The organism is Sporosarcina sp. GW1-11 (genome assembly GCF_033088395.1).
In the GTDB taxonomy this organism is placed as follows: domain Bacteria; phylum Bacillota; class Bacilli; order Bacillales_A; family Planococcaceae; genus Sporosarcina.
On sequence record NZ_JAPMIW010000003.1, the window covers coordinates 36,506 to 49,976 of the forward strand.

The window sequence follows — 13,471 nt, forward strand, 5'->3', positions numbered from 1 at the left end:
ATGCCATTTCACTTCGCTACAGGCGGAAGCGTTGGCCGATCCAGAAAATCAGTTCCATTAACAAGGCCGCTAGAATACCGACTAGTAAACCGCTAGAAAGCAATGGTTGTACAAGTTCTGGTAGTGAAGCGAAGACATCCGCTGGTAACGTCATGATGGATAAACCGAGCAACGCAGGAAGGGCTATCCGATAAATAGTCTTTGGCTCGAATGTCAGTCCTTCGATGTTGCGTAAAGCAGAACGGAACAATTGTAAATAAGCTACGAATAGTACCGTATTCCCAACGCTTTGTGGAATCGTAGAGAAGAATGCACTTAAAGGCGGTACAAGGCCAAGGACGATGAACAGAACGGAGCCTATGAAGAAAGGTGTTCGTTCTTTAATCCCACTTGACTGCAAAAATCCAATCGATGAAGCGTACGGTGCGTAAGGTACAACTCCGAGTGCACCAGCTCCAACATTTAATCCACCAGTAATAAAGAAGGACATTTTATATTGCTTCTTTGTCGTTTCTTTTTCATAAATATCTTCTGCTCCCTTTAACGTCGCAATCGTATTTGTCGTGTTGAGTAATCCAGCAATGATTACCATAATGACAATTCCGATTTCAAGTGTCGGTTCTCCCCAAGGAAACCATTGAATAAAGGGTGTTGTTTTAATCGTTTCTGTTGCTTCTTGTGGGAAGATTACTACTGCGCTGACCCAGCCGACGGTCATACCAATGAGCAGATTCAAACTACTAATAATCCCTTTTCCTTTTACGTGAACTAAGATCGTCAAGGTGGCCAAAGCGAATGAAAATAATGTTGTGGATAAACTTATGTACTCACCGTCATTAAGACCAATCATGCCTTTTAAGAAAATCGTAATTAATTGATTAGCTAGTAATAATAGAAATACGAACATCACTGCAGGAGTAAACCACTTTTTCAGTATTTCGCCCATGCCTAGCAGACCTAACACGGCAACAAGTACACCAGAAATCATCACGCCGACTGCGATACTTCCACCGACCGTCGCTAAACTTAGTCCCATCGCACTCGCAGTACCTGCTAAACTGAGTACCACTCCCCACCATAGTCCCGACTGTCCTTCCATCAGTGCCATACGATGACCCAATATACCTTGTAAAAGACAAGCGATTCCGGTATAAATAAAAGAGCGCTGTATGGCAGAGACCATTTCAATTTGCTCTAAATCAAAGGCAATAGCTACTGAAATCGGTATGACGACAGTATTAGCAAACATGAAAAACAGCCATTGAAATCCTGCTAACGCGGTGACAGAATACCGCAGTTGATTTGTTCCCACTTACATCTCCCCTTGTGAAAACCCTTTGCTGAAACGTTGTTTGACTAAAGAGTTAGAATATAGTGAAGACTATAGCATAATAGTATGAGAATTAATAACTTTTCATTCTGACGGAAAATCAATTTATTATTACTAAACAGAATAAAAAACCTAGAAAATGTTAACATTCGCTAGGTTTTTCTGATTTGTTATATGGAATATCGTTCAGTAAATTTGTGATTTCATGACATGGTAGTGGTCGTGAATAAAGGAATCCTTGGGCTTCATCACATTTAAGTGTCTTAAGGAATTCAGCTTGCTCCTTTGTTTCGACTCCTTCAGCGGTGACTCGTAAGTGTAAGTTCTTAGCCAAATCAATAATGGCTTTAACAATTACAGAATTTGTACTCAATTCTCTGATGAAAGATTGATCTATTTTCAAATGAGTAATTGGAAATTTACTTAAATGACTTAAGGATGAATAGCCTGTCCCAAAGTCATCAATACTTATGCTGATTCCAAGGTTCCGTATTTCTTGCAGTATACTTTGGCAATAATCTACATCGGACGTCATGCTTTCTGTAATTTCGATATTTAAATACCGCGGTTGTAGTCCAGTCTTCAGTAGTGTGTTTTTTAAATCTAAAATAAAGCTTGGACTATTAAACTGACGTAACGAAACATTGACGCTCATTTGAATAGGAGGATACCCAAGATCTTGCCATTCTTTTGCTTTTTTACAAGCTGTCTCTAAAACCCATAAACCAATAGGTAGAATAACGCCTGTCTCTTCTGCGATTGGGATGAATTTTCCAGGTGAAATCATTCCGCGCGAAGAATGGTTCCAGCGTAAAAGTGCTTCTACACCTTTTATTTCTCCCGTTTCAAAGTCTATTTGCGGTTGATAGTGAAGGGTAAGTTCTTTCTTCTTCAGTACTTGCCTTAGCTCCATCTCAATCAATGTTCGTTCCATTAAATCATTATAAAGTTCAACAGTGAAAAATTTGTACGTGCTTTTTCCAGATTGTTTTGCCAAGTACATAGCAGAGTCAGCATTACGAATGAGAGTATCATAGTTCTGTCCATCTTCGGGGAATATACTAATCCCTATACTAGGTGCGATAAATATCTCTAAATTATCGATAAGGAAGGGCTTTGATACTTCTTCAACGATCCGCTTAGCTATTAATTGAGCGCCTGCTTTGGTAGTAGACGAACATAGAATAATAAATTCATCACCGCTAAGACGGGCGACTAAGTCACTTTTTCGAACGAGTAATTTCAATCGTTCACCGACTGCCTTTAATAGCTGGTCGCCAACATAATGCCCCAAAGAATCATTAATATTTTTAAAACGATCTAAATCGATGTAAAGCAATGCGAAAGGTTCCTGAGATTTCACTCTACTTTCAATGGTAGATTCGATAGTCTTTTTCAGTAAGCGTCTATTCGGCAGGTCGGTCAAATGATCGTGAAATGCCATATGTTCTACAAGTTGCTCTGCCTTTTTTCGGTCGGTAATATCGATTGCTGTTCCAACAACCTCGACTACACGTCCATCTTCAAAGATAGGAGAAAGATAGACGAGGAATGTGTAGGACAGATACTCAAACTCAAACTGTGAACTGCGACCTAATAAACTTTCTACTACTTGTCTTTTAAAATTAGGTGAATTTGAATTTTTAGTAAAGGCTATTTGATTGAGTGTATCAGTAGTCATACCGAGTTTTTCAACGATTTGTCCCTCAAGTAATGTAATATTAATTTGCTGATTTTCATCGAAGGAATACTTGAAAATAGCGTTTTGTAGATTCTTAACGGTAGTATTAAAATCATTCTTAAGTGCTATTTCTAAAGACTTTTTAGCTGCTTTGTGGGAAGTGATGTCTTGTCGAATAGAAATGTATTGAAATGGTTTTCCGTCCAACCCTATAAATGGAACTATTGTTGTGTTGACCCAATAATAGTCACCTAGCTTCGACAAATTTCGAATATTTCCTTGCCAAACTTTTCCCGAACTGATGGTACGCCACATCTCCTTAAAAAAACTTTTAGGATGAGTGCCAGAATTGACTACGCGGTGTGTTTTTCCTATAAGTTCGTCTTGGGAGTATTTAGAAAGTTGGCAAAACCTTTCGTTAACATATATGATTACGCCTTGTGCATTCGTGATAGCCACGACAGCAGCTTCATCTAGCGCATACTTAAAGTTTTGGAGGTCGTTGCGCGCTTTTGCGAATTCGTGTGAGACAAGCTTAGAACCCGTGATATCAATATTGAGTGATAAATAATGTGTCAATTGCCCGCTCCCGTCATAAATGGGGACAATAGTAATATCTAACCAATACTTTTGATTATTCTTTGAAAAAATACGCACAGTTTCTTGATACACTTTATGTTCTGTGAAGTGTTCTTTCAATAAGTGAAGAGCAACTGCAATTGGTGGTTCTTTATTTAGTAATTCCCACGTATTTCCTAGTAGTTCATCCTCGCTATAGCCAGTCAACTTGCAAAACTTTTTATTGACATAGGCCAGTCTACCCTGTAAATCAATAAGAGATAAACAGAATGTTTCTTCATATAAGGTAGATAAAGATGGATTGAATTTGGATGTGTTTATAGACATCAAATTAACCTCCTCTCTCAAGATCTCTATTTATTATAGTACGATAGGTCGAGTGATTGTTTACTCATAAGCTATAGTCATTTTGGATAATTATATCATAGGAAGAGGAAGTATTGAACTAGTCGTGTGGGAAAAATTAAGTATTTCGAAATAGGACGATTATCAAATAAAGAAAGCGGAAGCAAAAAGCTTCCGCTGTTACTATCTTTTAGGTTCGTAATGTAATAGTTGAAATAGTTTCTTGCGTTCTGCATCTGTTAGTTCCCGCCACTCACCTATCTCCAAATCATTTAATTCGATATTAAGAATCCGCACACGTTGTAGTCTGTTAATATGATAGCCTAGTGCTGCACACATTCGACGGATTTGTCGATTCAAGCCTTGTTTTAAGATGATAGAAAAAGTTTTTGGTCCAAGTTTGGTAACTGTACATGGCTTGGTCACGGTATCAAGAATCTTTACACCGCTTTCCATTTGTTGAATGAAGGATGTAGTAATCGGGCTATCCACAGTAACAATATATTCCTTTTCATGGCCGTGTTCTTCTCGTAAGATTTCATTGACGATATCACCATCATTCGTCAATAACAGTAGGCCATCTGAATCTTTGTCCAATCTACCGATATGGAAAATACGCAGTGGGTGATTGATGAAATCAACGACATTTCCTTTGATATGACGCTCAGTAGTACAGGTGATACCAACGGGCTTGTTGAGTGCGATATAGACTAGTTGTTCCTCTTGTTGTACGATTTTCCCATCTACTTCTACTTGGTCGCCAGGCTCTACTTTACTACCAAGCTCTGCAAGTTGTCCGTTGATTTTGACACGACCGTCCGCAATCCATTGATCGGCACCACGTCTTGACACAATACCTGCCCCGCTTAAAAACTTATTAATACGCATAAAAACTCCCCTTCCGCACTTGTCACGATAAGTTGATTATACCATTTTTGCTATAATAAGATGTTGACATTAAAGATTCTGCGTATTAAGATAAATGTAATAACTAGAGGGACAGAAGATTTCGATAGCGAAGTCGTCCACGTTAGCTGAGATGAGATAGTTGAGAAGAGAATAGTGAAAAGATTTGAATAAGAAGAGTAACGATTGGACGTGCTTTATAGAGAGTCAGTGGAGGGTGCAAACTGATACACGACAGTCGTGAATGGACTTATGGCAGCTGTTTTGATGAAAAACAGACGTTGGCCTGCGTTACGGGCAGTGTGAAAACACATAAAGTGGAAGTGCTTCAGCGCTTCAATTTGAGGTGGCAACGCGGTTATTAATCGTCCTCTGCAACAGGCTAAATGAGTCTGTCTGCAGAGGACTTTTTATTTTTTATCGAGTATATGTAGTCTATAGATGATAGAGAAGAGGAGAATGGATATGATGATAGAAAAGAAGAACTTACGCGTAACGACAAGAAAGATTGATGGAGATTCCTTAACACCGATACTCATTTTTAGAAGACTAAAAGGGAATCATAAATTTCTGCTAGAAAGCTCTTCTCAAGCAAACGGTTCTGGACGTTACTCATTTATCGGTCTGAATCCTCAGAAAGCCTATCGTGGAAGAGATGGTGTAGTAGAAGAAATCGTTTATTCAACAAATAAGACTTACACACATGAAGGTGATTTATACACATTATTGAAGCGATTGATGCCTCGAATTACGGAAGATGCAGGCTTCCCATTCACAGGCGGAGCGGTTGGTTACGTAGGATACGGAGCTGCCCGTAATGGTGAAAAGCGTACAGCGGATGACCTAAATATCCCAGACGTTTACTTCAATATTTACGATACAATCGTAATTTATGACCATAAATTACACGAAGTAACGTTACTTCATACAGAAATTAATCCAGTCTACGAAGCACCAGACTTAGATGAAATTGAAGATATGATCATTAACGGTTCAGTAGATAAGGAAGATGAGGTATCCATCTCCGATTATCGTTGCGCAATTTCAAAAGAAGAATTCGAACGCCGTGTGCAAGTTGTTATCGATGCGATTAAAGAAGGGCAAGCCGAGCAAGTGGTACTATCCCGTCGTTTCGAAGCGGATATCACAGGTGATCCATTCGCGCTCTATCGTAAGTTGCGTCGACGTAATCCATCACCGTATATGTACTATATGGAATTTGAAGATCATACAGTGATCGGTACATCACCTGAAAGTCTCGTTCGCGTCACGGGAGATAAAGTATTGACGAACCCAATCGCAGGGACGCGTAGAAGAGGACGCGATGAAGCGGAAGATCAAGCGCTCGAAAAAGAGTTACGCAACGATCCAAAAGAATTGTCGGAGCACGATATGCTAGTTGAAGTAAGCAAAAAAGAACTTCAACAAATTTGCCGACCAGAAACGATTGAAGTAGCGAATTACTTAGAAACGGTTCGTTATGAACACGTCATGCATCTAGTTTCTGAAGTAGAAGGTGATCTAGCACCTGGATTACATGCACTTGACGCACTGAAGGCGACATTGCCAGCGGGAACTGTAACAGGCTCCCCTAAACCAGCAGCTATGACAATCATCGACGAATTAGAAGATCAGCACCGTGGAATTTACGGAGGCGCAATTGGCTATATCGGCCTAAATGGTAACATCGACTTTGCCCTCACGATTCGCACGATGTTAGTCAAAGGTGGCAAAGCTTACGTCCAAGCAGGAGCTGGCGTAGTAGAAGCTTCCGTTCCAGCATTAGAATATAAAGAGACATCCAATAAAGCCCGCTCCTTGCTTGAAGCAACTGAACCGGCAAAGTAATCTATATGTTATTTTTCAGACGAGAAGAGGAGAGATGAGCGTGGAAAAGTTTATAAGCATAGTAGAGAAAAATGGTCACCTCATGTACGAGGAAATGAAACATGTAGCTGAGTTACTATTTAATGAAGAAACAAACGAAGAGCAAATCATACAATTTCTAAACGCCCTATCTAAAAAAGGGGAAACTTCACATGAAGTAGCGGCCTTAGCAGCTGTCATGAAGTCATATGCAATCGATCTAACACCAACAGCCGCACGTTACCTAGATAACTGTGGAACAGGTGGAGATGGCGTCAATACATTCAATATCAGCACAACCGCTGCATTCGTCTTAGCAGGAGCAGGAGTCCAAGTCGCAAAGCACGGTAATAGGAAGATTTCGAGTGCTGCAGGAAGCCAAGACGTCCTTGATGCACTAGGTATCCATTCAGAGTATGAAACGACGGATATGCAAAAACTGCTTGAACAAGAGGGAATCGCCTTCTTATTCGCACCAGCAATTCATCCGAAAATGAAACGCATCGGTGCCATTCGTAATAAAATTGGTAAACCGACAATTTTTAACTTAGTCGGACCACTGACTAATCCAGTAGCACTTGAAACACAATTCACAGGGATCAACAGACCAGACTTCATCATGGAATATGCATCGGTATTAAGGATGCTTGGACGTGAAAGAGCAATCGTAGTGAGCGGTGCAGGTGGGATGGACGAAGCATCACTTGCAGGCCAAAATGAATTTGTACTTCTTGATCGTGGAGACTTAATTCCATTTTCATTAACTGCTGATGATGTAGGTTTGGAGTACGCGCCACTATCTGCTATAAAAGGTGGAGATGCAGTAGAGAACGCAGCGACTACACGGGCGATTTTGAATGGTGAACGTGGACCGAAGTTCGATACAGTCGTTTTGAATGCAGGCATTGGTTTGTTTGCGAATGGTCAAGTGGCAACGATTCAAGAAGGTGTTAAGCGCGCAACGGATAGCATCTTATCCGGAAGAGCATTAGAAAAATTAGAAGCCGTCATCGCATTTAGTGAAATGATTCGGCAAAAGGCGGTTACCCAATGACGATTTTAGATAAAATTATTGCGCAGAAAAAAATAGAAGTCGAAAAATTACTAGCGGATCAGACAGTTTTTCCTGATAGAAAATCGACACGTCCTTCCCTTTATACTACTTTACGTAAAGCAAAGCAGCTACAAGTCATATCTGAGATGAAACGTGCTTCACCTTCTAAGGGATTGATCGCAGAAGGTGCAAATCCAGTGAAACAAGCGACAGCTTACTATGAAGCGGGTGCTGCTTGTATATCTGTTTTGACAGATTCTGAGTTTTTCAAAGGTTCGTTTGAAGACTTGGCCGCAGTGGCAGAAGCAGTGCCGATTGCGTTGTTATGTAAGGATTTTATGATTCATGAAATACAGATAGACAAGGCGAAAAGTGCAGGAGCATCCGTAATTTTATTAATCGTTGCAGCATTGGATGACAAAACTCTTGGTAGATTATACACGTATGCGAACGAACAAGGACTGGATGTACTTGTAGAAGTTCATAATGTGGAGGAATTACATCGGGCGCTGGCGATCGATGCAAAAATCATTGGTGTGAATAATCGTGATTTGCATACATTTGAAGTTGACTTGGCGCAGACAGAGTTAATTGCAGCACAGTTCCCGTTCGACGAAGAACGTGTATTCATTAGTGAAAGTGGAATCTGGGGGCCTGAAGATGCGGAACGTGTAGCGAAGGCTGGAGCGAGTGCCGTGCTAGTTGGAGAATCATTAATGCGTAGTGATTCAGTGAAAGAAGCCCTGCAGTCACTTCAAGTGGCAAAGCAAGGAATCCGTTCATGACTCGAGTAAAGATTTGCGGATTGTCGAAACCAGAACATGTAAAAGCGGCTGTAGATGCCGGGGCAGATGCGATTGGCTTTGTATTTGCACCGAGCAGTCGTGAAGTGACGATTGAGCAAGCCCAGTCACTTGCGTCAACTATTCCGAACACGGTGTTGAAAATTGGTGTGTTTGTCGATGCGTCGAAGGAACAGCTACAGCAAACTTTTAAAGAAGTGCCGCTCGATTACATTCAGTATCACGGAGACGAATCACCAGAGTTCATTCGCGAAGTAGGATTGCCATCGATCAAGGCATTGTCTATCGCAAGTGAAGACGACGTGAAACGCGCAGCAACCTACGACGTGGACTTTTATTTATTTGATACACCGGGTGTGGAATACAAAGGCGGTAGTGGAAAGACGTTTGACTGGTCTTTGTTAGAAAACGCAGGTGTTACACGTAAGCAAATGATTTTGGCAGGAGGCTTGCATGCAGATAATGTGCAACAAGCCATTGCACAAGTGCGTCCGTATATGGTCGATGTATCTAGCGGAGTGGAAATTGATAAGCAAAAAGATAGTGAACGTATTCATACATTTATTCAACTAGCGAAGGGCAGGAGTGGTACAGATGACAACGACAGAAACTAAAGGCCGTTATGGTAGATTTGGTGGGCAATTTGTTCCTGAGACATTGATGACGGCATTGCAAGAGTTAGAAGTAGCGTACGAAAAAGCGCAACAAGATCCTGCATTTAAAGAAGAATTAGATTATTACTTAAAAGACTTTGTAGGACGTGAGACGCCGTTGTTTTTAGCGGAGCGATTAACAAAACATGCTGGTGGCGCAAAGATTTACTTGAAGCGTGAGGACTTGAATCATACAGGCGCGCATAAGATCAACAACTCATTGGGACAAGCGTTACTTGCGATTCGTATGGGCAAAAAGAAAATCGTTGCAGAAACTGGTGCAGGTCAACATGGCGTGGCAACAGCTACAGCTTGTGCGCTATTAGGTCTGGAGTGCATCGTTTTCATGGGGAAAGAAGACGTTCGTCGTCAAGAATTGAACGTTTTCCGCATGGAGCTACTCGGTACAAAAGTGGTTTCTGTCGATAAAGGCGCAGGTACGTTGAAGGACGCGGTCAATGAAGCGTTGCGTTATTGGGTCACGAACGTAGAAGACACGCATTATATTCTCGGATCAGCACTTGGACCCCATCCGTTCCCACAAATCGTTCGTGATTTCCAACGTGTCATTGGTGTTGAAACGCGTCAGCAAATCGTATCTCAAGAAGGTCGTCTGCCAGATGCAGTTGTCGCATGTATCGGTGGCGGTAGTAACGCAATCGGTATGTTCCATCCATTCGTTGAGGATGAAGACGTTAAATTATACGGAGTCGAGGCAGCAGGTAGTGGTATTTCTACCGGTAAACACGCAGCCGCGATTGCAGGTAAACAAGAAGGCGTTTTGCATGGTGCGTATATGTACGTACTACAAGACGAGGATGGTTTTATTCAGGAAGCTCATTCCATCTCGGCAGGTTTAGACTACCCAGCAGTCGGTCCTGAACATTGTCATTTACATGATATTAAACGTGTGCAGTATGATTCCGTAACGGATCAGCAAGCACTTGAAGGCGTACAGTTATTATCTCGCATAGAAGGGATTATCCCTGCTCTTGAAAGTGCGCATGCCGTCTATTATGCTGTGCAATTGGCGAAAAAGATGAAAGAAGACGAAATACTCGTCATCTGTTTGTCTGGTCGTGGGGATAAAGATGTTCAAACGATACGCGATGCGTTAGGAGGACAAGCATAATGACTAAACAACAAGTAAAACGTGCGATTATAGCGTGCAATGAACGTGGTGACAAAGCTTTCGTTCCATATATTATGGCGGGTGACGGTGGACTTGAGACATTGAAGAAGAATATTTTATTCCTTCAAGAAGCAGGTGCTACCGCAATTGAAGTAGGTATCCCGTTTTCCGATCCAGTAGCGGATGGCGAAGTGATTCAGCAAGCGGGCGAGCGTGCATTAGCTAAAGGTATTACGCTTCGAAAAGTGATGAATGAACTCGCTACATTTAAAGATGAAGTAACAGTTCCACTTGTCATCATGACGTATTTGAATCCTGTACTAAGCTACGGATTACAAGTAATTGCAGCGGATTGTGAAAAGAGCGGAGTATATGGTTTAATCATTCCAGATCTTCCTCTTGAAGAAAGCGGAATCTTAAAAGATGCGTTGAAAGATTCTGACGTGGCATTAATCCAACTCGTTTCTTTAACAAGTCCAGCTGAACGGATCGAAGCAATCGCTAAAGCTGCAGAAGGCTTCATCTACGCGGTGACGGTTAACGGCATTACAGGCGTCCGTTCTTCATTCACTGAAGGTTTGGAAGGTCATTTGCAGCGATTAAAAGCGGCGAGTTCCGTTCCAGTACTTGCAGGTTTCGGTATTTCAACACCTGAACAAGTACAGAATCTAGGCGCATTGGCAGACGGCGTAATCGTTGGAAGTGCAATCGTTACAGCATTACACGAAAATGACTTGTCGACAATCAGCACACTGATTGGCGCATCAAAAAATACAGTTTCAAAAATATAATGACAGACCGAATGACTGATGAATTTCAGTTGTTCGGTTTTTTTGGTGTTCTTTGGCGCTCATAGAAAGTGTTCACGCGCTCATAGAAAGTGATCACGCGCTCATAGGAAGTGTTCACGCGCTCATAGGAAGTGTTCACGCGCTCATAGGAAGTGTTCACGCGCTCATAGGAAGCGTTCACGCGCTCATAGAAAGTGTCTACGCGCTCATAGGAAGTGTCTACGCGCTCATAGAAAGTGTCCACGCGCTCATAGAAAGTGATCACGCGCTCATAGGAAGTGTTCACGCGCTCATAGGAAGTGTTCACGCGCTCATAGGAAGTGTTCACGCGCTCATAGGAAGTGTTCACGCGCTCATAGGAAGTGTTCACGCGCTCATAGGAAGCGTTCACGCGCTCATAGAAAGTGTCTACGCGCTCATAGAAAGTGTTCACGCGCTCATAGAAAGTGTTCACGCGCTCATAGGAAGTGTCTACGCGCTCATAGAGGCACAATCATACTCAAAAAACTATCCACAAACCAAGAAAAGTGGATAAGTTTTTAATCACTATGCATAATTTTCCGGAATGTATTCACACTATCTACAAAGGAGTTGATGAAGTGGAGGATAACTTGCTAACTATCCACAATCTTCGAACATCTTTCCTAATTGATGCTGAATTCCACCGGGCTGTGGATGGAGTTTCGTTGACTATCCACAGAAATGAAGTAGTAGCGGTTGTCGGTGAATCGGGCTGTGGGAAAAGTGCGCTCGCTTTGTCGATTATGGGATTGCATTCAACGGAACGCACGCAAATAGAAGGTTTGATCGAGTTTCAAGGACAAAACTTGCTACAGTTATCTACTGCCAAACTCAATCAAATCCGTGGAAAACAGCTTGCGATGATATTCCAAGAACCGATGACTGCCCTACATCCGTTGTTAACAGTAGGTCGGCAAATTAAAGAAGTAATGGATGTCCATCTAGCTTTATCCACAAAAGAAAAGAAACACCGTGTATTACGGTTGCTTGAACAAGTTGGCATCCAAACTAGTGCACAGGTCTATCAACAATTTCCCCATGAACTGTCCGGCGGTATGCGGCAACGTGTATTGATTGCGATGGCATTAGCATGTGATCCTGTGTTATTAATTGCGGATGAACCAACGACTGCGCTCGATGTAACGATTCAAGCACAAATCATGGAATTGATGAAAGAGTTACAACAGCAATTGCAAGCGGGCATTTTATTAATTACACATGATTTAGGTGTGGTTGCGGAAATGGCGGATCGAGTGGCGGTCATGTATGCAGGAGAAATTGTTGAGCTGGCACCTGTTAATGAGTTATTTCATCATCCACTTCATCCCTATACACGCTCACTTCTTCATTCGCTACCCTCTTCAGTCGGCGAGCAAAAACTTCATGTCATTGAAGGCATGGTTCCGGCGATTGCACAACTTAAGCGGAAGGGCTGTCGGTTTGCATCTCGTATCCCGTGGATTCCCAATAACCTGCATGAAGATGATCCGATCTTGCGTGAAATAACTCCTGAACATTATGTTCGTTGCAGTTGTTATAAACACTTCTACTTGCGTGCGGACAGAATAGGAGATGAAACGGATGCCTCTTTTACAATTACGTAACATCACTGTTCCGTTACCAGTGACAAGTGGACTCTTCAAACGTGCTACTTCATCGCTTCCAATTGTCGATAGAGTAAGTTTACAACTTCATCAAGGTGAAGTGTATGGACTTGTGGGTGAATCAGGTTGTGGGAAATCGACAACCGCACGGGCGATGGTCGGATTGAATCGAATATCAGAAGGACAAATTTTTTTTCAAGGTGAGGATATAAATTCCCTATCGCGCAGTAAGCGAAGAGTGCAAATGAAAGATATCCAAATGATTTTCCAAGATCCTTATTCTTCGTTGAATCCGCGAAAAAATGTCTGGAATAGTATTGCAGAACCACTCCGAAACTTTGAGCAACTTTCGAAAGAAGAAGAATTACGGAAAGTTCAAGAACTAGTGAAACGAGTAGGCTTGAATCCCGAGTCACTCTATCAGTATCCTCATCAGTTTTCAGGCGGTCAGCGTCAGCGCATTGGCATCGCCCGAGCGCTTGCTTTACAGCCGAAACTACTTATAGCGGATGAACCTGTGTCTGCACTTGATGTATCTGTGCAAGCGCAAGTACTTAATTTCATGAAAGACATTCAGCGAGAGTATGGACTAACGATGTTGTTTATATCTCACGACTTAGGAATCGTCCGCCATATGTGTGATCGCATTGGCATCATGTATCAAGGGCGCCTCGTTGAAGAAGGGACAGTGGAAGATATTTTCGAT

The 13,471-nt window shown here is 41.9% G+C and carries 12 protein-coding genes and 1 other annotated feature; of the genes, 9 read left to right on the top strand and 3 right to left on the bottom strand.

The genetic code is table 11. The features are described from left to right. Nucleotides 1–16: 16 nt before the first annotated feature. From ORD22_RS03270 to ORD22_RS03280, 3 genes are all read right to left on the bottom strand, one after another. A complete protein-coding gene (locus tag ORD22_RS03270; protein WP_317644451.1) occupies nt 17–1,312 on the bottom strand; it encodes a uracil/xanthine transporter in 1,296 nt (431 codons plus the stop codon). Nucleotides 1,313–1,472: 160 nt separating this feature from the next. Further along, entirely contained in the window at nt 1,473–3,917 is a 2,445-nt protein-coding gene (locus tag ORD22_RS03275; RefSeq protein WP_317644452.1) for an EAL domain-containing protein, read from the bottom strand. A 201-nt stretch (nt 3,918–4,118) separates the two neighbouring features. Further along, nucleotides 4,119–4,823, bottom strand: a complete 705-nt coding sequence (locus ORD22_RS03280; protein WP_317644453.1) for a pseudouridine synthase — start codon at nt 4,821–4,823, stop codon at nt 4,119–4,121. A 175-nt stretch (nt 4,824–4,998) separates the two neighbouring features. Beyond that, nucleotides 4,999–5,217, top strand: a binding site (T-box leader). A gap of 89 nt (nt 5,218–5,306) precedes the next feature. On the opposite strand from ORD22_RS03280, the gene ORD22_RS03285 reads away from it, so the two are divergent. From ORD22_RS03285 to ORD22_RS03325, 9 genes are all read left to right on the top strand, one after another. After that, entirely contained in the window at nt 5,307–6,689 is a 1,383-nt protein-coding gene (locus tag ORD22_RS03285) for an anthranilate synthase component I family protein (protein ID WP_317644454.1), read from the top strand. A gap of 34 nt (nt 6,690–6,723) precedes the next feature. Continuing rightward, nucleotides 6,724–7,761 (top strand): anthranilate phosphoribosyltransferase, encoded by a 1,038-nt coding sequence (gene trpD / locus ORD22_RS03290; protein ID WP_317644455.1) that lies wholly within the window; start codon nt 6,724–6,726, stop codon nt 7,759–7,761. Further along, nucleotides 7,758–8,546 (top strand): indole-3-glycerol phosphate synthase TrpC, encoded by a 789-nt coding sequence (gene trpC / locus ORD22_RS03295; RefSeq protein WP_317644456.1) that lies wholly within the window; start codon nt 7,758–7,760, stop codon nt 8,544–8,546. Before trpD ends, trpC begins: the two co-directional genes overlap by 4 nt. Next, nucleotides 8,543–9,178, top strand: coding sequence for a phosphoribosylanthranilate isomerase (locus tag ORD22_RS03300; RefSeq protein WP_317644457.1), 636 nt, complete (start codon nt 8,543–8,545; stop codon nt 9,176–9,178). Before trpC ends, ORD22_RS03300 begins: the two co-directional genes overlap by 4 nt. Next, nucleotides 9,159–10,349 carry a tryptophan synthase subunit beta gene (gene trpB / locus ORD22_RS03305; RefSeq protein WP_317644458.1) on the top strand — a complete coding sequence of 397 codons (1,191 nt, stop codon included), beginning with the start codon at nt 9,159–9,161 and terminating at the stop codon, nt 10,347–10,349. Before ORD22_RS03300 ends, trpB begins: the two co-directional genes overlap by 20 nt. Continuing rightward, nucleotides 10,349–11,140: a tryptophan synthase subunit alpha gene (trpA, locus tag ORD22_RS03310; protein ID WP_317644459.1), complete on the top strand. Its 792-nt coding sequence runs from the start codon at nt 10,349–10,351 to the stop codon at nt 11,138–11,140. Before trpB ends, trpA begins: the two co-directional genes overlap by 1 nt. Nucleotides 11,141–11,192: 52 nt before the next feature. Further along, the gene (locus ORD22_RS03315) at nt 11,193–11,675 is read left to right on the top strand and encodes a hypothetical protein (protein WP_317644460.1); all 483 of its coding nucleotides are present in this window, start codon (nt 11,193–11,195) and stop codon (nt 11,673–11,675) included. Nucleotides 11,676–11,739: 64 nt separating this feature from the next. Next, nucleotides 11,740–12,765 (top strand): ABC transporter ATP-binding protein, encoded by a 1,026-nt coding sequence (locus ORD22_RS03320; protein ID WP_317644461.1) that lies wholly within the window; start codon nt 11,740–11,742, stop codon nt 12,763–12,765. Continuing rightward, nucleotides 12,743–13,471: dipeptide/oligopeptide/nickel ABC transporter ATP-binding protein (locus tag ORD22_RS03325; RefSeq protein WP_317644462.1), on the top strand; the 729-nt coding region annotated here is incomplete at its 3' end. The genes ORD22_RS03320 and ORD22_RS03325, both read left to right, overlap by 23 nt.